20 protein-coding genes are annotated in these 23,350 nt (G+C 71.3%); 7 read left to right on the forward strand and 13 right to left on the reverse strand.

Annotation, left to right across the window (positions count from 1 at the left end; translation table 11 throughout):
- The first annotated feature begins 73 nt into the window (after window positions 1–73).
- Window positions 74–1,627 carry a hypothetical protein gene (locus Cco03nite_RS21045; RefSeq protein ID WP_203693873.1) on the forward strand — a complete coding sequence of 518 codons (1,554 nt, stop codon included), beginning with the start codon at window positions 74–76 and terminating at the stop codon, window positions 1,625–1,627.
- Between the two features lie 4 nt (window positions 1,628–1,631).
- Here Cco03nite_RS21045 and dapC read toward each other — a convergent pair whose 3' ends face one another.
- Window positions 1,632–2,735: a succinyldiaminopimelate transaminase gene (dapC, locus tag Cco03nite_RS21050; RefSeq protein ID WP_239167530.1), complete on the reverse strand. Its 1,104-nt coding sequence runs from the start codon at window positions 2,733–2,735 to the stop codon at window positions 1,632–1,634.
- Window positions 2,732–3,058, reverse strand: a complete 327-nt coding sequence (fdxA, locus tag Cco03nite_RS21055; protein ID WP_120318129.1) for a ferredoxin — start codon at window positions 3,056–3,058, stop codon at window positions 2,732–2,734. The genes dapC and fdxA overlap by 4 nt, the downstream gene beginning before the upstream one ends.
- 106 nt (window positions 3,059–3,164) lie before the next feature.
- Here fdxA and Cco03nite_RS21060 point away from each other — a divergent pair, with 106 nt between their 5' ends.
- The gene (locus Cco03nite_RS21060; protein ID WP_203693875.1) at window positions 3,165–4,115 is read left to right on the forward strand and encodes a GNAT family N-acetyltransferase; all 951 of its coding nucleotides are present in this window, start codon (window positions 3,165–3,167) and stop codon (window positions 4,113–4,115) included.
- A gap of 189 nt (window positions 4,116–4,304) precedes the next feature.
- On the opposite strand, the gene Cco03nite_RS21065 is transcribed toward Cco03nite_RS21060, so the two are convergent.
- On the reverse strand, window positions 4,305–4,754 hold the full coding sequence (locus Cco03nite_RS21065; protein ID WP_203693876.1) for a hypothetical protein: 450 nt from the start codon (window positions 4,752–4,754) through the stop codon (window positions 4,305–4,307).
- Between the two features lie 10 nt (window positions 4,755–4,764).
- Window positions 4,765–6,477, reverse strand: coding sequence for a VanW family protein (locus tag Cco03nite_RS21070; protein ID WP_239167526.1), 1,713 nt, complete (start codon window positions 6,475–6,477; stop codon window positions 4,765–4,767).
- 91 nt (window positions 6,478–6,568) lie between these two features.
- On the opposite strand from Cco03nite_RS21070, the gene Cco03nite_RS21075 reads away from it, so the two are divergent.
- The gene (locus Cco03nite_RS21075; RefSeq protein ID WP_203693877.1) at window positions 6,569–7,978 is read left to right on the forward strand and encodes a DUF2254 domain-containing protein; all 1,410 of its coding nucleotides are present in this window, start codon (window positions 6,569–6,571) and stop codon (window positions 7,976–7,978) included.
- An 83-nt stretch (window positions 7,979–8,061) separates the two neighbouring features.
- Here Cco03nite_RS21075 and Cco03nite_RS21080 read toward each other — a convergent pair whose 3' ends face one another.
- The gene (locus tag Cco03nite_RS21080) at window positions 8,062–9,501 is read right to left on the reverse strand and encodes a DUF6923 family protein (protein WP_203693878.1); all 1,440 of its coding nucleotides are present in this window, start codon (window positions 9,499–9,501) and stop codon (window positions 8,062–8,064) included.
- 59 nt (window positions 9,502–9,560) lie between these two features.
- On the opposite strand from Cco03nite_RS21080, the gene Cco03nite_RS21085 reads away from it, so the two are divergent.
- Window positions 9,561–10,316, forward strand: a complete 756-nt coding sequence (locus Cco03nite_RS21085; protein ID WP_203693879.1) for a bestrophin-like domain — start codon at window positions 9,561–9,563, stop codon at window positions 10,314–10,316.
- Between the two features lie 152 nt (window positions 10,317–10,468).
- On the opposite strand, the gene Cco03nite_RS21090 is transcribed toward Cco03nite_RS21085, so the two are convergent.
- A complete protein-coding gene (locus Cco03nite_RS21090) occupies window positions 10,469–10,900 on the reverse strand; it encodes a hypothetical protein (protein WP_203693880.1) in 432 nt (143 codons plus the stop codon).
- Entirely contained in the window at window positions 10,897–11,775 is an 879-nt protein-coding gene (gene mshB, locus Cco03nite_RS21095; protein WP_203693881.1) for an N-acetyl-1-D-myo-inositol-2-amino-2-deoxy-alpha-D-glucopyranoside deacetylase, read from the reverse strand. Before mshB ends, Cco03nite_RS21090 begins: the two co-directional genes overlap by 4 nt.
- Window positions 11,776–11,843: 68 nt before the next feature.
- Between mshB and Cco03nite_RS21100 the strand changes: the two genes are divergently transcribed.
- Window positions 11,844–13,559, forward strand: a complete 1,716-nt coding sequence (locus Cco03nite_RS21100; RefSeq protein WP_203693882.1) for a S9 family peptidase — start codon at window positions 11,844–11,846, stop codon at window positions 13,557–13,559.
- A gap of 47 nt (window positions 13,560–13,606) precedes the next feature.
- Here the strand turns inward: Cco03nite_RS21100 and Cco03nite_RS21105 are convergent, their stop codons facing one another.
- From Cco03nite_RS21105 to Cco03nite_RS21130, 6 genes are all read right to left on the reverse strand, one after another.
- Window positions 13,607–14,086: a hypothetical protein gene (locus tag Cco03nite_RS21105; protein WP_203693883.1), complete on the reverse strand. Its 480-nt coding sequence runs from the start codon at window positions 14,084–14,086 to the stop codon at window positions 13,607–13,609.
- Window positions 14,087–14,400: 314 nt separating this feature from the next.
- Complete coding sequence (locus tag Cco03nite_RS21110) at window positions 14,401–16,131, reverse strand: ABC transporter substrate-binding protein (RefSeq protein WP_203693884.1); 1,731 nt, start codon at window positions 16,129–16,131, stop codon at window positions 14,401–14,403.
- 95 nt (window positions 16,132–16,226) lie between these two features.
- Window positions 16,227–17,213, reverse strand: a complete 987-nt coding sequence (locus Cco03nite_RS21115) for an ABC transporter permease (RefSeq protein WP_203693885.1) — start codon at window positions 17,211–17,213, stop codon at window positions 16,227–16,229.
- A 10-nt stretch (window positions 17,214–17,223) separates the two neighbouring features.
- The gene (locus Cco03nite_RS21120) at window positions 17,224–18,225 is read right to left on the reverse strand and encodes an ABC transporter permease (RefSeq protein WP_203693886.1); all 1,002 of its coding nucleotides are present in this window, start codon (window positions 18,223–18,225) and stop codon (window positions 17,224–17,226) included.
- Window positions 18,226–18,280: 55 nt separating this feature from the next.
- Entirely contained in the window at window positions 18,281–19,294 is a 1,014-nt protein-coding gene (locus Cco03nite_RS21125) for an ABC transporter ATP-binding protein (RefSeq protein ID WP_203693887.1), read from the reverse strand.
- Window positions 19,291–20,340 carry an ABC transporter ATP-binding protein gene (locus tag Cco03nite_RS21130; protein WP_203693888.1) on the reverse strand — a complete coding sequence of 350 codons (1,050 nt, stop codon included), beginning with the start codon at window positions 20,338–20,340 and terminating at the stop codon, window positions 19,291–19,293. The genes Cco03nite_RS21125 and Cco03nite_RS21130 overlap by 4 nt, the downstream gene beginning before the upstream one ends.
- A 240-nt stretch (window positions 20,341–20,580) precedes the next feature.
- Between Cco03nite_RS21130 and Cco03nite_RS21135 the strand changes: the two genes are divergently transcribed.
- Both Cco03nite_RS21135 and Cco03nite_RS21140 read left to right on the forward strand, forming a co-directional pair.
- Window positions 20,581–22,017, forward strand: a complete 1,437-nt coding sequence (locus Cco03nite_RS21135; protein ID WP_203693889.1) for a TldD/PmbA family protein — start codon at window positions 20,581–20,583, stop codon at window positions 22,015–22,017.
- Window positions 22,014–23,327 carry a TldD/PmbA family protein gene (locus Cco03nite_RS21140; protein WP_239167528.1) on the forward strand — a complete coding sequence of 438 codons (1,314 nt, stop codon included), beginning with the start codon at window positions 22,014–22,016 and terminating at the stop codon, window positions 23,325–23,327. The genes Cco03nite_RS21135 and Cco03nite_RS21140 overlap by 4 nt, the downstream gene beginning before the upstream one ends.
- The last annotated feature ends 23 nt before the right edge of the window (window positions 23,328–23,350 follow it).

Consider the following 23,350-nt stretch of genomic DNA (forward strand, 5'->3'; position numbering starts at 1 on the left):
AGCCTGGCGGGGCAGCGGCGCCGGCGGCGGGCCGCTACATTTCGGCCCTCGGTCAGTGACGGAAGGCGTAACGGTGTCGGTTCCGATCATCGCGGTGCTCGTGATCATGGGCGTGTCCCTGGTATGCATGCTGGCCGCGTTCCGGCCCGTCAACCCGAACCGCGTCGCCCGGTTCGCCCTGCGGCACGGCCTCGACCTGACCCCGCACCGCACCGCCTCGGTCGTGGCCTACCTCAGCCACACCCGCCACTGGCGCACCCTCGGCGCGCTCGTCGCCGCCGTGATCGTGCTGCTGCAGGGCCTGCCCGAGCAGCGCGCGTCGCTGGAGGCCCTGCCGCTGCTGGCCGGCTGGCTGGCCGGCGCGCTGCTGGCCGAGCTGCGAATCCACCGCTCGGCAGGCCCGCTGCCCATGGACGGCTCGACTCACGCCGAGCCCGCTCCCGCGGCGGCGAAAGCCTTCCCGGCCACCGGAACGCCGCTCGACCTGGACGTGACCACCCGGTCAGTCCAGCTCACCGTATTCGACCGGTCCGCAGTGGCCTGGTACGTCCCAGGCTGGTTCGCGCGAGTGCCACTCGTCCTGGCCGGGCTGGCCGTACTGACCACGGCGACGGCGGTCACGCTCTCGAAGGCGTGGACTGCCGACGGTGACGGTGCGCCGCCTGCGGGCATCACGACCCGCTTCGGCGAGGACCTCGGTCCGGTGGTCTGGTGGGGTGCCGCCGTGGTCGCGCTCGGGCTGGTGGTCGCGATGGCCAACCGGCAGATCGCCCGCCGCCGGGCGCGGGCGGGCGACGCGACGAGCATCGACCGGGCGGTACGCGCCCACGCGATCACCGCGTTGACCTCGGTCGGCGTGCTGCTGGGCGGGCTCTGCCTGGTCAAGCAGTTCGGCGTGCTCGCCGAGGGCCTGGCCGGGCAGACGCTGGTGTGGGCGAACCGCGCCGGAACCGGCTGCGCCCTCGGCGTGCTGTACCTGGCGATCGTGCTCTGGCGGGAGTCGGGTCCCGCAGGGCGGCCGCGGTTCACGCCCGCCCTGGCCGCCGTCCTGGTGACGGCCACCGTGGCGGCGATCGGCTTCGGCGTGTGGCGGGACCGGCCGCCGTACGGCCCGGACCAGGTTCGTCCGGTCGCCACGATCCGGCTGACCGACGATGAGCACCTCGACGCCGACGCCGCGGCCATCGGTGTGCCCAGTCCCGGGCCCATGTTCGGCGGCGAGGACGCGCGGACCTTCGTCGGGCGGCTGGACGTGACCGTGCCCGCCGACCCGACGACCGCCGGGAGTTACGCGCTCCTCGTGATCGACAAGCGGCTCAACCGCGTCGCGACGCAGGTCTATACCGAGCGCGATGGCATGTGGGGCGGCGGCTGGGGCGGCTTCGACGACGCCTGGCGGCGCTACCCGTGGCTGTCCGCGCTGGCCCCGCTCCAGCAAGGGGACCAGCTCAGCTACTCGAACGCGACCACGGCCTACCTCGACCCGGCCGAACGATCGCTGCCGTTCGCCGGCCGCTTTCAGGACGCGGCCGGACTGAGACCGAGTGACCTGCTGGTCGCGCTGGTCTTCTACGGCCCGCAGCGGCAGATCTACTGGTCGGTCCAGGTGCCGGTGACGGCGTCCTGACCGCTCAGGACAGCCGCTGGACCGCGGCGCGGACGCGCTCGTCGGTGGCGGTCAGCGCCACCCGCACGTGCTTCGCGCCATGGGGTCCGTAGATCGCCCCCGGAGCCACCAGCACACCGAGCTCGGCCAGCGCGTCCACGGTAGTCCAGCAGTCCTCGCCGCGGGTCGCCCACAGGTAGAGCCCGGCCTCGGAGTGCTCGATGGCGAACCCCGCCCCGAGCAGGGCATCCCGCAGCAGCTCGCGGCGGGCGGCGTAGCGGGCCCGCTGCTCGTCCACGTGGGACTCGTCGGCCAGCGCGGCGATCATCGCGGCCTGCACCGGCGCGGGCATGATCATGCCGGCATGCTTGCGCACCGCCAGCAGCTCCCCCACCAGCGCCGCGTCACCGGCCACGAACCCGGCGCGGTATCCGGCCAGGTTGGACCGCTTGGACAGCGAGTGCACCGCCAGCACCCCGGTGTAGTCCCCGTCGCACAGCGACAGCACCGAGACCGGCTGCGCCGTCCACGGCAGAGTGAGATAGCACTCATCGCTCACCAGCACCGCGCCGGTCTCGCGGGCGTACGCGATCCAGCCGCGCAGCTCCGCCTCGGACGCCACCCGTCCGTGCGGGTTGCCAGGCGAGTTGATCCAGATCAGGGCCGGCCGCTCGCCCTGGGGCGGCACGTCGGACCGCAACACCCGCGCCCCGGCCAGCCGCACGCCGACCTCGTACGTCGGGTAGCACACTTCGGGGATGACGACGGTGTCACCGGCGCCGACGCCCAGCAGCGTGGGCAGCCAGGCCACCAGCTCCTTGGAGCCGATGGTGGGCAGCACGCCGAACCCTGGAGCGGCCCCGCAGAACCGAGCGGTCCAGGCGGTGATCTCCTGCCTGAGTTCGACGGTCCCGGCGGTCAGCGGGTAGCCGGGCGCGTCGGACGCCTCGGCCAGCGCCTTGCGGACGACCGCGGGCACCGGGTCGACCGGCGTGCCGATCGACAGGTCCACGATGCCGTCAGGATGCGCCGCGGCGCGGCGCTTCGACGGCTCCAGCAGGTCCCAGGGGAAGTCCGGCAGGCCGGCGGAGACTCTCCGCCGGCCTGGCCCGGAAACCGGCGTGCTCAGTGGTCGCCTTCCTTGGCGGGCTGGGCCGCGACGAACGGCGCGTCCGCGCTGATCTTTCCGATCTTCGAGGCGCCACCGGGCGAGCCGAGCTCGTTGAAGAACTCGTAGTTCGCGGTGGTGTAGTCGCGCCACTGCTCCGGCACGTCGTCCTCGTAGAAGATCGCCTCCACCGGGCAGACCGGCTCACACGCACCGCAGTCGACGCACTCGTCCGGGTGGATGTAGAGCATGCGGTTGCCCTCGTAGATGCAGTCGACAGGGCACTCCTCGATGCAGGCCTTGTCGAGCACATCGACGCACGGCTCGGCGATGATGTAGGTCACGGGTCGTCCCTCCACGCACTCTCATACGGAACATGACAGTGCACGTTCCGCCGCTCCACGCGGCCAAGTCAAAGCCTAGTATCCGGGTGAGGGAGGTAGGTAGTCAGTGTTGGCTAAGAGTGATCTCGGGTCCCGCGTGGTGGTACGCAGATTCATCGGATTCCGGGAGGATCGCCCGCAGTTCACCGATGTACTGGGTGATCTCACCGAGGTCGCGGACACGTCGTTGACCGTCGCCACGTCCCACGGAGTGGTCGTCGTGCCGCTGGCCGAGGTGCACCGGGCGAAGGTCGTGCCGGCCCGGCGCGGCCCGACCGCCCGCGAGATCGCGGCTCTGGAACTGGCCGCCACCGAGGCCTGGCCGCCGCCGGTGGTCGAGGAACTGGGCGCCTGGCGGCTGCGGGCGGCCGGCGGCTACACCGGCCGGGCCAACTCCGCGCTGCCCGTCGGCGACCCCGGCCTGCCGCTGCCCGAGGCGATCGACGCCGTCGTCGCCTTCTACCGCCGCCAGGGCCTTCCCCCGCAGGTCGACGTGCCGCTGCCGCTGGCCGCGAGCGTCGAGCGGGAACTGCTCAAGGCCGGCTGGCACGCCGAGTGCACGGTCGAGGTGCAGGTCTGCCCGCTCGACGAGCTGATCGCGGTGACGCCGCCCGGCGACGGGTTCGAGCTGAGCCGGACCATGTCGCCCGGCTACCTGGCGATGGTGGCCGACGGCTGGGGGCCGCTGCCCGACGCCGCGCTGCACGTGCTGACCGCGGTGCCCGAGCTGGTCTTCGCCCAGCGGTACGACGACGACGGCACCCTGCTGGCCCGTGCCCGCGGCAGCATCACCGGCGACGGCCGCTGGCTGGGCGTCTTCGGCGTCGAGACCGCCCCTGCAGCCCGCCGGCGCGGCCTGGCCCAGGAGTCGATGGGCGCACTGGCCCGCTGGGCCGCGCAGCGCGGGGCGACCGACGCGTTCCTGCAGGTCGAGTCGCGCAACACCGCCGCCCTGGCCGTGTACGCCAAGCTCGGCTTCACCCGCCACCACCACTACACCCGCTACCAGCTGCGCTGACCGAAGCAAGGGCACCTTCCCATCGCCATGCGTAGAGGAAGGTGCCCTTGTTAACGCGAACCCCGACGCGACCTGGGGAAGCAGCCCCGCGAGGCCGCCGGCTCAGAAAACCGCAGCTCAGCCACACCGAGGCGTTAAGAAGGGCACCTTCTATAACGCGGAGCGTTAAGAAGGTGCCCTTCCTTTGAACTAGACGCGGCGGGGGTGGGCCTTGGCGCGGTCGGCGTAGGCCTTGAGCTGCTTGGCGCGGTAGTCGGCGGCGAACGCCATCAGGGCCGCCATGCCCAGGCCGGTGCCGACGGCGAAGACCGCGCCGTAGAACCAGACCTGCTGGAAGAACGCGCCCGCGCCGTGCACGAAGGGGCTCTCACCCGCGGCCAGGGGGCCGAGGAAGATGCTCAGCAGGCAGCCGGCCAGGGCCGCGAAGCCCAGGTCGGCGGCCACCCGCGACCACGGCCGGGTACGACCCCAGTACAGCGCCATCGCGAAGAACACGAGCCCGACCACGCCCAGTGCGATGAACCCCGCCGTGGCCTCGGTGTCCGGATCGTCGATGCCCTTGGCCACCCAGCGGGCGATCACGTTGATCACGAACAGCACGCCGGCGATCACGCCTACCGGCAGCCACCGCTCCTTCATCGAAGCCTCCTCAGGGCTTGGCAGTCAGCGGCGGCTTCTTCGCCTCGCACACGAACTGTGGCTCAGCGTCATACCGCCAGGTGAACTTCTCCCGCTTGATCTCTTTACCGTCCTTGCGGAAGATACGCCAGGCATCCTGAGTGAAACCTTCGCTACCCCCAGTAGCGATGCAGGTCGGGCCGTCCTCCAGCACCACCTTTTCCGGCTGCGCGATGTCGCGCTTCGGGTCGTACTGCGTGGTGATGCTGTCGTAGACCTTGGTCGACCACATGCTGACCGTCACCGAGTCGTCGGTGTGCGAGGTGTCGATGAGCACGCCGTACGGCGTGGTGTTGGTGAACCTGAGGTCCAGCGTCGGGTACATGATGGTCGACTCGATGACCGCCGGGTACCGCGTGAAGTAGTACGAGTGCGGCTTGTGCTCGACGTCCTTCATGCCCGCGTAGTACGAAGCGTTGAAGATCGTCGTGGTGAACTGCGACGCGCCGCCGCCGACCCCGGGGACCAGCTTGCCGTCCATGATCACGGGCGCGTCGTGGTAGCCCTCGGCGTAGCCGCGGGGACCGGTGTGCCCGTTCAGTGAGAAGGTCTCCCCCGGCCGCACGATCGCGCCGTCGACCTCCTTCGCGATCTGCACGATGTTCTTGCTGCGCGGGCTGCTCAGGCCGCCGGTGAAGTACGTGGTGAAGCTGGAGACCTGCTCCTTGATGCCCAGCTCGGCCAGGTCGCCGGTGGTCGTCGCGGGCTTGACCTCCGTGAAGCCGGCCGGCACGGTGCGGTCGGTGGCGCGCTTGAGCACCGGCATCAGGTCCGTGGCGAGCTTCGCGGTGTCGACCAGCGTGCCGCCGCTGGCCGCCACGACCTGCGGCGCGCCGCCGGAGCCGTCGATGGTCGCGTTCTTGGGCTGCACCTCGACCTTGGCCAGGTCCTTGCCCAGCGCCTTGCGCAGCCGCTTCTCGTCGACCTTGCTGTAGAGCCTGCCGTCGGCGTCAGCGCCGATCACGAGGCTCGCCGCGATCGCCTTCGGCGACATGGTGACCGTGCCCTTGGCCGTGGTGACCGCGACCGGCGCGGACACGGCCGGCTGGGCCACCTCGGCGATCATCCGGTCGACGTCGGCGTTCGAGCTGGCCGGGTCCTTCTCACCCAGCGGCACCTCGACCTCGGCGTGCCGCAGCCAGCCGTCGCGGACCGCGTCCGCCGCGTCGGCGGAGTCGAGGCCGCGACCCGCCTTCGGGTACACCGGCTTCGGCGTGGTGCCGTCGAAGCTCACCCCCGGCAGGGTCATCGCCGTGCCGGACTTCTGCGCCGCCGGGGCCAGCGCCGACGCCAGCCGCGCCTCGTCGACGGTGACCACGGGGGCCACCTCGTCGCCGCCGAACAGGGTGGTGAAGGGGTTGTGCCCGCGCCGGACGGCCGCCGCGACGGTCGCGTCCACGTCGACCGCGAGGCCGACATCCTGCGGCTGCACGGTCGCGGCCTGCTCCCCGACGCGTACGGTCAGCGGCGCGGCCAGCTGGTCGGCCTTGCCGGCGAGCCCGGCGCGCAGCGCGTCGGCCGCCTCGGCCGTGGTCCCGCCGATGTCGATGCCGAGCACCTTCGCGCCGCGGGGCACGTCGGCGCTGAAGGCGTGGCCGGCGAACGCGCCGGACACGGTGAGCGCGAGCACGGAGGCCAGACCTGCGATCAGCCAGCGTCGGTGAGGAACGGGGGCGACGGACAAGACGGCACCTCATCATCATTGGTGGGAGACGTTGACCGGCAAGGCTAGCGCAATACACGAAAGTCGCCCACATTCGAGAAAATGGTGGCTAATGGCCGGTTTTATCCGAGATGGTGACAGTGGGACGGCCGCCTACTACGAGCACGAGGTGGCCCCGCACGTACGCCGCCTGCGCTCCCGGGCGCTGCGCGACCGCCTGGCAGAGAGCCTGCTGTTCCTGCCGATCATGATGCTGGCCGGGGCCATGCTGCTCGCGCTGCTGCTCGCGGAGATCGACGAGCGCTACATGGTCGACCCCAGCGAAGTGATCACTTTCACCCCGGACGTCGCGGTCACCCTGCTCGGCATCATCGCCGGTGCCACGATCACGACGGCCGGCGTGGTCTTCTCCCTGCTCGTGGTCTCGCTACAACTGGCCAGCGGCCAGTTCTCCCCGCGCGTGCTGCGGGGCTTCTGGCGCGACAGGCACGGCCAGGTGCTCGTCGGCCTGCTGCTCAGCACGTTCGCCTTCTGCGTGCTGGCCCTCGCCCGCATCGACACCGCCGCCGAGCACGCGCCCCCGCTCACCGTCGGCTGCGCGCTGCTGCTCACCCTGCTCTCGGTCATCGCGATCGTCGTCTACCTGGACCGGATCAGCCGCAACCAGTACGTCGGCCGGATCGTGCAGCGCGTCGCCCGGGAGACCCAGAGCCTGATCAGCGAGCTTCCGTACGGGCCGCGCATCGGCGTCAAGGCCGGCGAGCCGGTCGACCCGCCCGACGTCGCCACCCTCGGCCAGCCGCTCGTCGTCACCGCCGTCACCGACGGCTGGGTGCAGCAGATCAGCCGCCGCGCCGTGATCGGGGCCGTGCCGCCGGACACGGTCGTACGCCTGGAGACCCGCGTCGGCGCGTTCCTGACCGCGGGCACGCCCATGGTCACCATGTGGCCGCCACCGGCCGACCCGGCCACGTCGGCCCACCTGATCGCCGAAGCGGTCATCATCGGCGTCGCCCGCACCATGCAGCAGGACATCGACTTCGGCCTGCGCCAGCTCTCCGACGTCGCCCTGCGCGCGCTGTCCCAGGCCGTCAACGACCCGACCACCGCGGTCGAGGTGATCCTGCGCATCGGCTCGGTCATGCGCCCGCTGCTGCTGGCCGAATGCCCCGCCCAGGCGGTACGCGACCACGACGGCCGCGTCCTGCTCACCCCGTGCGACCTCGACCACACCGAGTACGTCGCGCACGCCTTCAACCAGCTGAGGCACTACGCCGCGCCGCACCCCAGCGTCGTCGTCCCGCTGCTGCGCACCATGGCCATGCTGCGGGACTGCTGCCTGTCCGGCTACCGCGGCGAGATGACCCCCGATCGGGTACGCACCATCGCCGCGCTCGACCGCCAGATCGAGCTGACGCTCGCGGGCGTACGCGCCACCGGGATGCTCCCCGCGGACCTCGCCATGGTGGAAGCCGTCGCAGCTGGCGCGACCGGCACCCCAGCCACCCGCCGGCCGGTCTGACCGCGCCGCCCAGTCGCCATGGCAGCGATTTCCGGGAAACCGCCGCCATTCACCCGAAGGCACCACGCTGATCGGGCCACCGATCAACGACGGCGCCGTCGAGCGGCAAGCAGCAGGCGGCTACCGGACAGGCCGAGGATGAAGATCACTACGGTGTTCCGCCCCGTCTCGACGACATCGCGCGCGCGGCTCACCGGCTCAGGCTCGATGATCACCACGGGTCGTAGCGCCGGACCCGGAGCCGCGGGCGGCGGCGGCTCCGGCGACGGACTCGGCTCGGGCGACGGCTCTGGCAGCCCCTGCGGCTCGGGCAACGGCACTACCGGCGCCACCGGCGACGGCGACGGGCTGGGTGAGGGCGACAGACTCGGGCGCGGCGTGGGACTCGGACTCGGGGACAGGCTCGGGGATGGGCTTGGGGATGGGCTTGGGGATGGGCTTGGGGATGGGCTTGGGCTCGGTGAAGGGCTCGGACTCGGTGAAGGACTCGGGCTCGGCGAAGGGCTCGGACTCGGTGAAGGGCTCGGGCTCGGTGAAGGGCTCGGGCTTGAGGACGAGCTCAGGCTCGGCGATGGGCTTGGTGACGGACTCAGCGAGGGACTTGGGGACGGAGACGGGCTCGGGCTTGGCGAGGGGGACGGGCTGGGTGACGGGGACGGGCTGGGGCTCGGCGAGGGCGACGGGCTCGGGGCGGCGGGCACCCAGGCCGCGTCGGTGAGGTACACCGGTTGCGAGGTGGCCAGCAGGGTCGCCTGCCCGGTCGCCAGTGCGATGCGGTACTGCCGCAGCGGCCGGCCCAACCCGTTGCCGGTCACGTACAGCGTGTCGCCGATCAGCGCCGCGGAGCCGTACGTCCCGCCCTGCCGCAGGTCACCCGTGAGATCGCTGCTGCTGACCTGCCCACTGACCGGATCCACCGCGACCAGCCGGGGCGACGGCCCGGACGCGTCCACGCCTACCAGCGCCTGCCGGTACGGGTCGTAGTCCCAGTCCCCGACGCGCGCCGGCCCGGACAGCCGCACAGTCCTGCTGACCTGCCCGAACGTCGCCCCACCGGGGCGCAGGTCGACGCCGATCAGCCGCCCGCCGACCGGCAGCAGCAGTTCGCCGTCGACGACCGCACCGGCGTCAGCGCTGCTCAGGGACCCGTGCACCGGCCCATGGTCGACGACCGTCCCATCCGGACTGATCGCCACGAGATGACCGCCACCGCCGAGCGGCGCCAACCGGAACCGCACCGCGATGCCGTAGAGCGTGCGCTGCGCGGGGTCGTACCCGATGGCGTTGATCGTGTGCTGCAGCCACTTCCGGTGCAGCACGGCACCGGTGTCGGGATTCTGACTGACCAGCTCGGACGGTGCGTTGGGCACCGCCGAACGCACCTGCAGCAGTTCGCCCGGCGAGACGGCGGCGTGTCCCAGCGCGGCGCGCGGCGACAGCAGCGCGACGGCTGACGGGAGGCCGATCGCCGTGGCGAGGAACAGCCCGATGACGAGGGGTCGAAATCTGGACGTCGCACGCATAGCATCTTGTATAGCCCTAAACGTCTCGTTTGGGCGAATAGTGTTTTTGGAGGAAACTCATGCGGGCGTACGCGAGCGGTCTCCTGTGGTTTCTCGGCATCTGCGGCATCGCGGCGCTCGCCGTCGTGCTCATCCGCCGCTCGTGGCCACCGGACCGCCGCGCCGACACCCACGACGTGCTCAGCGTGGTGTTCTCGATGACCGGCACGCTGTACGCCGTGGTCGCCGCGTTCGTGTTCATCGACGTGTGGCAGATCGGCAACGACGCCCGGGACGCGACGTACCGCGAGGCGCAGGCGGTGCAGTCGGTGGCGTGGGCCGCCGAGACCGGCCCGCCGGAGGTGCGCGCGTCGATCCGGCTGCTGTCGCGCGCCTACCTGCGCGAGATCCTCGACCAGGAACTCCCCCGGCTGCGGGCCGGAAAACCGGTCGGCGAGCAGGGCTGGGCGCTGCTCACCGACCTGCGCGAGGCGACGGCCCGGGTGCCGGTCCCGCCGGACAGCGAGTCGCCGGAGGCCACCGTGCACGCCGTGATGCAGGCCCGCGAGGACCGGCTGGCCCTGGCGGACAAGCGGATCGGCGACGTGACCTGGTTCGCGCTGCTCTTCGGCGCACTGCTCGCCGGAATGCCGATCCTGTTCTTCCGCTTCGACCACATCGGCACCCAGCTCGCGATGACCAGCGCCGTCGTCGGCATGATCACGTTGCTGCTCTTCACGATCCACCAGATCGAGCGCCCGTTCACCAGCACCGAACGCGTCCCCGCCACCGCCTACCAGAACGTCATACACCGCCTGGACAGCCTCACCACCTGACCCACCCGAAGAAGGAAGGGCACCTTCTTATCGCATTTGGTGCGGAGGGTGCCCTTCCTTACCAGCCAGTGGTTCTGAGCAGGGCGGATGCGGCCAGGATGCGTAGGACCGAGGGGCGTGCGGCCGGCGTACGTACAGCCGGGTGGGTGCCGTCAGGGTGCGTACGGGCCGGGGTGTGGGGCCGTGAGCTGCGGCGCGGTGGGCCGCGGCGGGGGCGCGGTGGTGCGCTTGCCGGCGCGGTATGCGGCGGGGCCGACGAAGCCGATGCCGCCCGTGGCGAGCACCAGCAGCCCCACCCAGCTGGCGGCGATCTGGTCGCCCTCCTGGGTGCCGCCCACCGCGAAGATCATGACGAGGAACCACGGCACCGCGGCGAGCCACCAGCCCCAGGCCAGGCCCGTCGCCGTACGGGCGAACCAGCTCAGGAACAGGCTGATCGCCAGGGCCGCCGGCACCAGCCACACCGCGGGCCACCCGGCGATGCGGTACGGCGTGTAGACCGCCTCCAGCACCGCGAACGCCGTGCCCAGAAAGACCGAGAGCACCGCCCCGATCCCGCGCAGGGCGAGGTCGAGCAGTTTCACCGCGCGGCAGGTGAGCCGTCGGGCAGGCCGCTGAACAGGTCGGTCTCCCACCCGTACGGCCCGTCGCCGCGCCCGCGCACCCCGTGCGCCAGCGTGTAGTGCTCGACGCCCATGAACTCCTGGCCGAAGTTGCCGGCGATGGAGTAGAGCCAGGACGTCTCCGGGATCTGGGTGGCGTGCGCCTTCAGCGCGGCGACCTTGGCGTCGTGGTGGTCGGAGCCGTCGATGCAGGCCGCGACCTCCTCGTCGGGCGTGCCGAACGGGAAGTCGGCGACGTCGGTGACCGCCGCGAACGGGTTGTCCGTCGAGTCGGCCAGCGCCTCGACTCCGGCCTTCAGCACGCTGAGCGGCATCGCCGTCCAGTAGATCTTGGACGGGCCGAAGCCGCGCTCGGCGGCGAGCTCGGAGGCGCGCATGGCGACCCGGTGGGCCTGGATGTGGTCGGGGTGGCCGTAGAAGCCGTTCGCGTCGTACGTGACGACGACCTGGGGCCGGACCTCGTCCATGATCTCGACCAGGTGCGCGGACGCCTCTTCGAGGTCGGCGCCCCAGAAGCTGCGCGGGTGCTCGTTGGCGGGCGTGCCCATCATGCCGGAGTCGCGGTAGCGGCCCGCGCCGCCGAGCATGCGGTGGTCGATCTCGCCCAGCGCCGTCAGCGCCGTCCGCAGCTCGGACAGCCGGTATCCGCCGAGCTGGTCGCCCTGCGCGGCCTCCAGCTGCGCGAGCTCGGGGACGTGGATCTCGCCCTCCTCGCCGAGGGTGCAGGTCACCAGGGTGACGTGTGCGCCCTGCGCCGCGTAGTGAGCCATGGTCGCGCCGGTGCCGATCGACTCGTCGTCGGGATGCGCGTGCACGAAGAGGATGCTGCGAGCCACCCGGTCACTCTAGCCCGCATCAGGCAAACCGCCACGCGCCTGCCTCCCGCGTCGATAGCATCGCGGCCATGGAGGCGCAGCAGCCTGACGGTCCAGGTCCTGGCCACCGCATAGCCGTCAGTGCTGACGGGCTTCGGGTGGGCCACCTGCATGATCACGTGCTGGACGTGTGTGAGCCGGCTTCGGGCCGGAGCCATACCGTGGCCGAGGCGGTGGACGACTTCGCGTTCGACCGCACCGGGGCCGTGGTCGTCTGGGCCTCGGGCGGCCGGCTCCATCGCCGCGACGCCGACGGCACGGCCGTCCTGCCGACCCCGGGCCCGGTCCTCGCGGCCCGGCCCGACCCGACCGGCCGCCGCATCGCGTACCTGCACGACGGCGCGCTGCGGGTGGCCACCGGCGGCGAGGACGAGCTGCTGGCCGGCGAGCCGGACGGGGTCCGCTGGGGCGAGGCCGATCCGCACGCGAGCTGGTTCGGCCGGCACAACGGCTGGTGGTGGGCCCCCGACGGGGAGAGCATCCTGGCCACCCGCCGCAGCGGCGACCAGGTCTCGCTGCACCTGCTGGACCTCGACGGCGGCTGGGTCGACGTGCACTGGGACCGCGAGATCTACCCGTACCTGGGCATGGTGCGCTGGGCCGACGGCGGCCCGCTGATCACGGCGCTGCGCCGCTCGCAGGGGCACGGCCTGGTGCTCGCGGTGGACCGCCGCACCGGGGAGACCCAGGTGCACGCCGAGCTGGCCGACCCGCGCTGGGTCAACCCCATCGCGGGCACGCCGCGCCACCTCGCCGACGGGCGGGTGCTGGTCGGCGGTGAGATCTCCCATGACGGGTACGACGCGCGCTGCCTGTTCGCCGACGGCACCCTGCTCACGCCGCCGAACCTGTACGTCCGGCGGGTCGTGGGCCGGCTCGGCCCCGGCTCGGCCGGCGGTGAGCTGGGCGACCTGCTCATCGAGGCCAGCGAGGGCGAACCCGCCGAGCAGCACCTGTTCCGGGTACGCAGCAGCACCAGCGGCGGCATGGTGGTGCACCGGCTGACCAGCCAGCCCGGCTGGCACAGCGCCGCCTGCGGCGGGGACACCGTGGTGACCGGCCTGCGCAGCCTGGACGACGAGGACGCGCAGCTCACCGTGTGGTTCGCCGGCAACCAGGTCGCCGAGCTGACCCCGCGCCGCCCCGTGCCCGCGACCACGAACCGCCCCGCGCTGGACCGGGTCACCGACCGGCGGCTGCCCACCGCCGTGCTGTACCCGCCCGGCCACGTCTTCGGCCGCCGCCTGCCGGTGCTGCTGTGCCTGCCGGACACCCCGACCCAGCAGCAGGTACGCAACGACCACGACGCGTTCACCGCGGCCCGGCACTGGGCCGAGGCCGGGTTCGCCGTGGTCATGGTCGACGGCCGGGGCACCGTCGGGGTGTCGCCGAGCTTCGAGAAGGTGACCCACCGGCGGGTGGCCGACCTGGCCGTCGCCGATCACGCCGAGGCGCTGCGCATCATCGCCGACAAGCACTCCGACCTGGATCTGACCCGGGTCACCGCGTACGGCCGCGGCTTCGGTGGCTGGCTGGCCGCGCTGCTGGCGGCCCGGCGGCCGGAGACGGTACGGGCCGCGGTCGCGGTCGAGCCCTGGGACTGGGCGCTGCTGCCCACTCCGCTCGCCGAGCGCTACCTGGGCCCGCAGGAGCTGGACAGCGAGATCTACGCCCGGCACGCCCTCGACGACCTCCCACCCACGGTGATCATCCAGGAGACCGAGCCCGCCGAGATCCGCTCCTGACCGCAGAGAACTCCGCCCACGCGGCCAGATCGCGTGGGCGGAGGGCTTCAGCGGCCCAGCTGGGCCTTCACCGCAGCCTGCTCGGCGATCTCCTCGGCGGCGAGGACCTTCTGCCGCGCCTTCTCGGCGGCCTTGGCATCGACCCGCGCCTGCACCGCTGCCTGCTCTGCGACCTCGGCGGCACTCACCGCCCGGTTCCTGGCCCGATCGGCGAGCCGCATGCCCTCCTCGATCCGGACCCGGTCGACCCTCGCCCGCAGATCTTCACGCACCCGGTCTCCGGCGACCTTCGCCACCCGCTTGGCATCCACGGCGTGCCGCCTCGCATCAGCGGCCGCCCGAGCCGACAGCCTGGCCTGAACAGCGGCCTCATCGGCGACCTCCCGCGCCGCCACGGCCTTCTGCGCGGCCTCCTCAGCGGCCTTGACGTCACGCGACCCGATGACCAGCTGCGGCGGCGGCCCGGCAAGCACCGGCGAGGCCTGAACCACCACGGGCCCACCGATCGCCGCCGTAAGCGTCGCCACTACCACAAACCGCCCCATGCCTCCCACGACCTACCCCCCCGTGCCACCCCAACGACCTACCCGGCCAAACCCCCTCGTCCCACCGGGCACCTCCTACGATCCCGCACCCACCCCCGCCCCACACCCACCAAAAGCCAACCCCCCGCCCTACCGAAAGTCAGCAATCGCCGCCCCAAGATCACGACGATCTTGCGTGAACTGTTGCCCTTTTGTCCGGATCGGGCGTGTCGTACCCACAGGTCACGCAAGATCGTCGCCCCAAAGGGGCGGGGCGGCACCCTAAGGAGGGTGCCGCCCCGGTTGGTGGTCAGGGGTTACTGCTTGACGAAGGCCCGAGTGAAGGCGGGGTAGCCGAAGATGCTGTCGATGTAGACACCACCGACCTTCGAGCCGTGCATCACGAACATGACGTCCGCGTACAGCGGCACGGCCGGGGCCAGCTCCTTCATGATCCGCTCGTCCAGCTTGGCCCACTCGGGCGCCTGGGCGGCCGGGTCGAGGGCCAGGACGCGGTCGAACTCGGCGTTGATCGCGTCGCTGTTGACGTAGGACGTGTTGCTGTTGCCCTCGTCCTTGATGGTGCGGCCGTCGAAGAGCACCGGCAGCAGCGCGGCGCCGCTCGGCCAGTCCGCCGCCCAGGAGTCCAGGTACAGGTCCCAGGGGTTGCTCTTCTTCTTGGTCTCGTCCAGCTTGCTGTCCGCCGGGATGACCTTGATCGTGATCTTGAAGCCGGCCTTCTCCAGGTTGTTCTTCACCTGGGTGCCGAGCTCCTGCGCGCCCGAGTCGTCGCCGATGACCATCACCAGCTCGGGGGTCTTGCCGGCCAGGGTCGACTTCGCCTTCTCGATGTCGGCGGGGTAGGCGTCGTACTTCTTGAAGCCGAGCGTCGACGGCGGCATCAGGGTGGTCAGCGGGGCCACCTTCAGGTCGCCGCCGGCGGCCTTGACCATGCCGGGACGGTCGATGGCGTAGTTGAGCGCCTGGCGGACCGACAGGTCCGGCACCCGCTGGGTGTTGATGGACAGACGCCACGCGCTCGGGGTGGGCTCGCGCAGGGTGCGGTCCAGCAGGGCCTTGTCCCCGGCGACCTTGGCCACCAGCGAGGAGTCCACGCCGTTCCAGCCGAGGGTGGCCTTGTCGGCGTCACCGTCGGCGATGAGGCGGTTGGTCTGCGCCTCGGCGTTCGGGCCGAACTGGTAGACGAACTTGTCCGGGTACGCGTTGCGCACCGGGTCGGTGTTGGCGTCCCAGTGCTCGTTGCGCTCGAACACCATCTCCACGCCGACCGTGTTCTTGACCAGCTTGTACGGGCCGGACGAGAACGGCTTGTTGTCCAGGTCGACACCGAGGTCCTTGGCCGGCGGCAGCGGCGCGGTGGCCGGCAGCGACGCGGCGAAGGGCAGGTCGCAGTGCGGCTTGGCGAACTCGAAGCGCAGCGTCTTGGCGTCGGGCGTGGTCAGGCCCGGGGGCAGCGACGTCTTGTTGGCCTTGAAGTCCCACTTCTTGTCGAAGGCGGCGTCGTCGGCCAGCCACTCCTGGATGTAGGTCGGGCCGCCGGCCAGGTCCGGGTCGAACGAGCGGGCGATGCCGTACGCGATCTCCTTGGAGGTGATCGCGCTGCCGTCCTCGAACTTCACCCCGTCCTTGATCTTGAATTCCCAGACCTTGCAGTCCTTGTTGACGTTCACGCCGGGGGTCTCCGCGAGGTCGCCTACCAGCACGACCTTGCCCTTGCCGTCGTCCTTCCAGGTGGTGAGGAAGCGCGCGTAGAGCGGGGCGGTGTTGAGGCCCACGAACGAGTAGACCCGCTGCGGGTCCATGTGCGAGATCTTGGTCTGCCGGATGACGGTGAACGTGCCGCCCTTGCTGGCGCCCGAGACCGCGGCCGCGGGGCCCATCGAGTCCTTCGGGTCCGTCGCGATCACGCCGCTGGACTGGCGGTCGGTGTCGACGCCGCTATCGGTGTTCGTGTTCTCGCTGCACGCGCCCAGGGCCACGGACAGCGCGAGCACGCTGCCCAGGGCCAGTACCGCTCTCGATCTCATATTCACTCCCGTGCCGGTGGTGTGAAGGAAACTTACGAACTGTGTAGCAGTGATTGACGGATTTCGCCATACCTCTCGATACGGCGGTGGGTGCGCTAGCCGAGCCGCACCCGCGGGTCGATGACCGCGTACAGCAGGTCGACCACGATGTTGGCGACGACGATGAAGACCGCCGAGATGAGCACGGTCGCCATGATCGTCGGAAGGTCGCCGAGGCGGACCGCCTCCACGGCGGTGCGGCCCAGGCCCTGGATGCCGAAGGTGGTCTCGGTGATCACGGTGCCGCCGAGCGCGCCGCCGATGTCCAGCCCGGCGATGGTCACGATCGGGGTGATCGCGGCGCGCAGCGCGTGCCGGCCGTACGCCCGCGATTTGCTCAGGCCCTTGGCCCGCGCGGTGCGCACGAAGTCCTCGGCCAGGGTCTCCAGCATCTGCGCCCGCGACAGCCGCGCGTAGACCGCGGAGAACAGGAAGGCCAGCGCCACCCAGGCGAGCACCAGCCCGCCCGCCCAGTCCAGCGGGTCCTCCCACAGCGAGGTGTAGTGCGGCACCGGCAGGATCTTCAGGGTGTACACGAAGATGATCATCAGCATGCCGCCCACGAAGTAGAGCTGCATGGACGCGCCGGTCAGCGAGAAGCCGATGGCCAGCCGGTCGAAGACGGTGCCCCGCTTCAGCGCCGACAGCATGCCCAGGCCGATGCCCAGCCCCAGCCACAGCACCGCCGCCGGGAGCACGATGCTCAGCGTCACCGGCAGCACCCGGGCGAAAATGTCGGAGACCTCTTCACTGCTGGTGTACGAGTAGCCCAGGCACGGCGCGTCGCAGTAGCCGCCCTGCGCGCTGCCCAGGTCCCGGCCCACGAAGATGCCCTTCATGTAGCCGGTGTACTGGTCGATCAGCGGGTCCTTCAGGCCCAGCTCGACCCGCACCCGCTCCAGCCGCTCCGGGTTGCAGTTCTTCACGCACATGGTGGCCACCGCGTCACGGGGCAGCATGAAGAACATGCCGAACGCGACCAGGCTGACGGCGAACATCGTCAGCGTGCCGAGCAGCAGGCGCTTGATCAGGAATCGCAGCATCTCGTGCCTCCTACCGGGACGACTTGGGGTCGAGCGCGTCGCGCAGGCCGTCGCCGAACAGGTTGAACGCCAGCACCAGCAGGAAGATCACCACGCCCGGGAAGATGAGGTACGCCGGATCGGTCTGGGCGTAGCTCAGGCTCTTGTTGATCATCACGCCGAAGTCCGGGGTCGGGTCGACCACGCCGATGCCCAGGAAGGACAGCGCCGCCTCACCGGTGATGTAGCCCGGCACCGCCAGCGAGAACGACACCAGGATCGGCGCCCACAGGTTCGGCAGCAGCTGCCGGAACAGGATGTGGAACAGGCCCGCGCCGCTGGCCCGCGCCGCCTCGACGAACTCCCGCTCACGCAGCGAGATCACCTGGCCGCGCACCAGCCGGGCCGTGCCGGTCCAGCCGAACAGCGCGAACAGGAAGATCATGACGCCGATCCGGAACGGCACCGGGATCTCGTCGCGCGGCCCGTAGAAGCGCGCGGTCACCGTCGGCATGATGGCCAGCGCGAAGATGAGGAACGGCAGCGCCAGCGCGAAGTCGATGACCCAGCTGATCACCGCGTCGATCCAGCCGCCCAGGTAGCCCGCGACGATGCCGAGCACGATGCCCAGCCCCGTGGTCAGCAGCGCGGCCGAGACCGCGATGAACAGCGAGGTGCGCAGGCCGTACACCAGGCGGATGAAGATGTCGCGGCCCAGCTGCGGCTCCAGGCCGAACCAGTGCTCGCCGGAGACGCCGCCGAGGTAGCCCAGCGGCAGGCTGTTGTTGGCGATCTTGTCCTGGAACTGCTCGAACGGGCTGATCCCGTACACCAGCTCGACCAGCGGCGCGGCCAGTCCGAGCACGACGAAGAACACCATGATCCAGCCGCTGACCATCGCGGTGCGGTTGGCCCGCAACCGGGCCCACGCCAGCCGGCCGGGCGACCGGCCCACCATGCCGGGCTGCGGAGCGACCGGAGCCGCAGCGGCGTCGACGCCCGCGGTCTCCGTCTCGATCTGCGACAGGCTCATGCCTTCTCCTCGCTGCGCTCGTCGGCGGCATGGTGAAGGCCCATGATTCGCTCGCTCATGCCGCCACCTCGCTAACGTGCTCTGCTCCGACGCCTACGGGTTCTGGGAAGTGACACGCCACCTCTTGCCCGCTGCCCTCGCGTACCAGCAGCGGCGGTTCTTCGGTGGCGCACACGTCCTGCGCCTTCCAGCAGCGGGTGCGGAAGCGGCAGCCGGAGGGCGGGTTCAGCGGGGTCGGCACGTCGCCCGTCAGGCGGATGCGCTGCCGGGGCTCGCCGAACGCGGCCACGTCCGGCACCGCCGACAGCAGTGCCTTCGTGTACGGGTGCCGCGGCCGCTCGTAGATGTCGGCCCGGTCACCGATCTCGACGACCTTGCCCAGGTACATCACGGCGACCCGGCGGCTGAAGTGGCGCACGATGGCCAGGTCGTGCGCGATGAAGACGAAGGCCAGGTCCAACTCCCGCTGCAGCTCCCGCAGCAGGTTCACCACCTGGGCCTGGATCGACACGTCCAGGGCCGACACCGGCTCGTCGGCGACGATCAGCTTCGGGCGCAGCGCGAGCGCCCGCGCGATGCCGATGCGCTGGCGCTGGCCACCGGAGAACTCGTGCGGGAAGCGGTTGTAGTGCTCCGGGTTGAGCCCGACCAGCTCCAGCAGCTCCTGCACCCGGGCCTTGACCCCGCCAGGCGGGTTGACGCCGTTGACCTCCAGCGGCATCGCCACGATCTTGCCGACGGTGTGCCGCGGGTTCAGCGACGAGTACGGGTCCTGGAAGATGATCTGCAGGTCCTGCCGCAGCGGGCGCATCGCCCGCCGACCGAGCTTGGTGATGTCGCGGCCCTGGAACTCGATGCTGCCCGCGGTCGGCTCCAGCAGGCGCACCAGCATCCGGCCGGTGGTGGTCTTGCCGCAGCCCGACTCCCCGACCAGCCCGAGCGTCTCGCCCGCGTGCACGTCGAAGTCGAGCCCGTCGACCGCCCGCACCGCCGACTTCGCCCCGGTCGCCCCCTGGCGCACGGCGAAGTGCTTGGTCAGCCCCCGCACCTTGAGCAACGGCTGCGTCACTGGGCCACCCCCACGTGTGCGATCTCGTCGGTGTAGATGCGGATGCGCTCCGGCTCGGGCAGATGGCAGGCCACGCGGTGTCCGTCGGCTTGCACGGCGAGCAGTTGCGGCACCTGCGCGGCGCAGGGCTCGGGCTTCATCGCGTACGCGCAGCGCGGGTGGAACGCGCAGCCGGTCGGCACGTTGATGAGGCTCGGCGGGTTGCCCTTGATCGGCTTGAGCTCGACCTCCGGGTCGCCGTGCAGGCTCGGGATGCTGGCCAGCAGGCCCCACGTGTACGGGTGCTGCGGCCCGCGCATCACCTGGGCCACGGTGCCGTGCTCGACAGCCCGGCCGCCGTACATGACCAGCACCTCGTCGGCGACCTGGCTGACCACGCCCAGGTCGTGGGTGATCAGGATGATCGCGCTGTGGAACTCGCGCTGCAGGTCGGCGAGCAGGTCGAGGATCTGCGCCTGCACGGTCACGTCGAGCGCGGTGGTCGGCTCGTCGGCGATGAGCAGCGCCGGGTCGTTCATCAGCGACATCGCGATCATCACGCGCTGGCGCATGCCGCCGGAGAACTCGTGCGGGTACTGGTGGAGACGGCGGTCCGGCTGCGGGATGCCCACCCGGTCGAGCATGTCCAGCGCACGCTGCCTGGCCTGCGCCTTCGACGCGTCCGGATGGTGCGTGCGGTAGGCCTCCACCAGCTGTCGGCCGACCGTGTAGAACGGGTGCAGCGCCGACAGCGGGTCCTGGAAGATCATGGCGACGTCACGGCCGCGCAGCTTGCGCATGTCGCCGTCGGACAGCCCGACGAGCTGCCGCCCGCCGAGCGAGATGCCGCCGGTGATCCGGGTGCGGGCCGGGTCGTGCAGGCCCATCACCGCTAGACTCGTGACGCTCTTGCCCGAGCCGGACTCGCCGACGATGCCGAGCGTTCGCCCTCTGTGGAGGCCGAAGCTCACCCCGTCCACCGCACGGACCTCGCCGTCCGCGGTGTTGAAGCGCACCCGCAGGTCGTCGACCTGCAGATACGGGGGGCTTGCAGCGTCGTGCGTCATTGCCGCTCCCGTCCCTGCTGATGAAGAAAACTTTCATACTCGTGCGCCAAAAGGTAACGGACCCCGGCGTGTCGTCACCAGACGCGCTACGTAACAAGTGGCTAACGCCCCAAGATCGATCGTCCGAGTTGCCTGGCAAATGGGCGAAAGCGCCCCCGTGATTCGCCCGATTGCCTGGCAAGTCAGACGATCACGGCGCACGGGCGTCGGAACGGTCACCCGCGGACTAGGGTGGCGATCATGACCTTTTTCGACGTCGCGGAGGCGGCGGTGGCGGCGGCGTTGGACGCGGGCGCGCGCTACGCCGACGCGCGGGTGATGCACAGGCGCTACGAGTCCATGGAGGCCCGCAACGGCGCGGTCGAGGAACTCAACTCGGACGAGTCGGCCGGCCTCGGCGTACGCGCGCTCGTCGGCTCCAGCTGGGGCTTCTACGCCGTACCGGACCTGTCCGACAGCGCGGCCCGGCTGGCCGGCGCCCGAGCCACGGCCATCGCCAAGGCCAGCGCCCGCGTCGCCGGACCCGGCGTGGACCTGGTGCCGACCACGGCGGGCACCGGCACCTGGGTCAGCGAGTGCCTGATCGACCCGCTCGCGGTGCCGCTGTCCGACAAGGGCGACCTGCTCACCCACGCCACCAAGACCATGGTCGAACACGGGGCGGACCAGGCCACCGGCGTCTACCAGATCTGGGACACCCGCAAGTGGTTCGTCTCCAGCGAAGGCCACCGCATCGACCAGCACGTACGCGAGTGCGGTGCGGGCATCCAGGCCACCGCGATCGGCGAGGGCGAGACCCAGGTGCGCTCCTACCCGGCCGCCCGCGGCCAGTACGGCACCCGCGGCTGGGAACTCGTGCAGGGCCTGGACCTGCTCGCCCACGCGCCCCGGCTGGCCGACGAGTCACGGGCGCTGCTGACCGCGCCGCTGTGCCCGAGCGGCGAGACCGCGCTGATCCTCGGTGGCGAGCAGCTGTTCCTGCAGATCCACGAGTCCGTCGGGCACGCCATCGAACTGGACCGCATCCTCGGCTGGGAGGCCGCCTTCGCCGGCACCTCCTGGCTGGACCTGGCCCAGCTCGGCTCGCTGCGCTACGGCTCGGAGCTGATGAACGTCACCATCGACCCGACCCTGCCCGGCGCGCTGGGCAGCTTCGGCTTCGACGACGAGGGCACGCCCGCGGCCAAGCGGTACGCCGTCAAGGACGGGATCTGGGTCGGCGTGCTGGCCGGGCGCGACTCGGCGGCGCTGGCCGGGCTCGACTACGGCGGCAGCGTACGGGCCGACGGCTGGGCCCGGCTGCCCATGGTGCGCATGACCAACGTCGGGCTGGAACCCGGCCCGCACACCCTGGAGCAGATCATCGCCGAGACCGACGACGGCGTGTTCATGGAGCACAACCGCTCCTGGTCCATCGACGACAAGCGGCTCAACTTCCAGTTCGGCTGCGAGATCGCGTACGAGGTGAAGAACGGGAAGAGGGGCCGGATGCTGCGCAATCCCACGTACACCGGGATCGGGCCGAAGTTCTGGCAGTCCATGGACATGCTGTCCAGCGAGATCGAGTACTGGGGCACGCCGAACTGCGGCAAGGGCCAGCCGACCCAGGTCGGCCACACCGGCCACCCGTCCGCCCCGGCCCGCTTCCAGAACGTGCGCGTGGGGGTGCGGGCGTGAACGTGTCCACTGTTGCCGAGCAGGTGCTGGAGTTGGCGGTACGGGCGCTGCCCGGGGCCGAGATCGACGTGACCGCCGACGGGGTGCACCGGGCGCTGACCCGGTTCGCGAACTCGCGCATCCACCAGAACGTCGCCGAGGACACCGTCGCCGTACGGCTGCGCGCCCACCTCGACGGCCGCACCGTCGCCACGACCACCACGCTGACCGGCCCCGAAGGGCTGACCTCGCTGGTCGCGCGGACCGCCGCCGCGGTGCGCTCGGCTCCCCGCGACCCGGGCTGGCCGGGCCTGGCCGCCCCGGCCCCGCTCGCGCTGCCCGGCACGGTCGACGAGGCGACCCGCGACGCCTCCCCCGACGACCGGGCGGCCAGGGTGCGGGCCTTCGTCGACGCCTCCGGGGGCCTGGAGACGGCCGGCTACTGCCAGACCGGCCACTGGTCCGGCGTCTACCGCAACTCGGCCGGCCAGGCGCTGTCCGCCCAGGCCACGACCGCCGAGCTGGACGGCATCGCGCGTGACGCCGGCAACGACGGGGTGGCCCGCCGCTCCAGCATGCGCCTGTCCGACCTCGACGGGGCGGCCCTGGGCACCCGCGCCGCGGCCAAGGCCCGCGCCCAGGCGGACCCGGTCGAGCTGCCGCCGGGCCGGTACGAGGTGGTCCTCGAACCCGAGGCCGTCTCGGACCTGCTCACCAACTTCTCGCTGTTCGGCTTCAACGCCAAGGCGGTGCAGGAGCGGCGCTCGTTCGCCGAGCTGGGCGCGGCGCAGTTCGACGAGGCGATCAGCCTGTACGACGACCCGCGCGAGCCGTTCGACGGCGAGGGCACCCCGCGCACCCGGCTCGCCCTGGTGGAGAAGGGCATCACCACGGCGCTGGCGCACGACCGGCGAACCGCGGCGGCGGCCGGGGCCGCGTCGACCGGCCACGCCGGCAGCCCGGCCTGGGGTCCGATGCCGAACAACCTCGGCTTCGCCCCGGGCGACAGCAGCGTCGAGGAGATGATCTCGCGGGTGGAACGCGGCCTGCTGATCACCGACCTCTGGTACACCCGCGTGCTCGACCCGCGCACCCTGGCGCTGACCGGCCTGACCCGCAACGGCGTCTGGCTGATCGAGGGCGGCGAGGTCGTCCGGCCGGTACGCAACATGCGCTTCACCCAGCTCTACCCGCAGGCTCTCGGGCCGGGCGCGGTGCTCGGCGTCGGCGCGGAGGCGGTGCCCCAGCCGTCGCGAGTCTTCCTCGGCGCGTGGACCGCCCCGGCCCTGCACCTCGCCTCCTGGAACATCACCGGCAACGCCAGCGGCTGACCGCCCGCCGACCATGATCGCTC

The sequence above is a fragment of the Catellatospora coxensis genome, from assembly GCF_016862635.1.
Lineage (GTDB): Bacteria > Actinomycetota > Actinomycetes > Mycobacteriales > Micromonosporaceae > Catellatospora > Catellatospora coxensis.

Bases quoted from the DNA above. Each gene is read 5' to 3' on its own strand.
- Cco03nite_RS21100 (WP_203693882.1), top strand. From the start codon at position 11,844: ATGGAGGCGCAGCAGCCTGACGGTCCAGGTCCTGGCCACCGCATAGCC.
- Cco03nite_RS21065 (WP_203693876.1), bottom strand. From the start codon at position 4,754: ATGAAGGAGCGGTGGCTGCCGGTAGGCGTGATCGCCGGCGTGCTGTTC.
- Cco03nite_RS21075 (WP_203693877.1), top strand. From the start codon at position 6,569: ATGGCCGGTTTTATCCGAGATGGTGACAGTGGGACGGCCGCCTACTAC.
- Cco03nite_RS21080 (WP_203693878.1), bottom strand. From the start codon at position 9,501: ATGCGTGCGACGTCCAGATTTCGACCCCTCGTCATCGGGCTGTTCCTC.
- Cco03nite_RS21135 (WP_203693889.1), top strand. From the start codon at position 20,581: ATGACCTTTTTCGACGTCGCGGAGGCGGCGGTGGCGGCGGCGTTGGAC.
- Cco03nite_RS21110 (WP_203693884.1), bottom strand. From the start codon at position 16,131: ATGAGATCGAGAGCGGTACTGGCCCTGGGCAGCGTGCTCGCGCTGTCC.
- Cco03nite_RS21130 (WP_203693888.1), bottom strand. From the start codon at position 20,340: ATGACGCACGACGCTGCAAGCCCCCCGTATCTGCAGGTCGACGACCTG.
- Cco03nite_RS21115 (WP_203693885.1), bottom strand. From the start codon at position 17,213: ATGCTGCGATTCCTGATCAAGCGCCTGCTGCTCGGCACGCTGACGATG.
- Cco03nite_RS21120 (WP_203693886.1), bottom strand. From the start codon at position 18,225: ATGAGCCTGTCGCAGATCGAGACGGAGACCGCGGGCGTCGACGCCGCT.
- Cco03nite_RS21085 (WP_203693879.1), top strand. From the start codon at position 9,561: ATGCGGGCGTACGCGAGCGGTCTCCTGTGGTTTCTCGGCATCTGCGGC.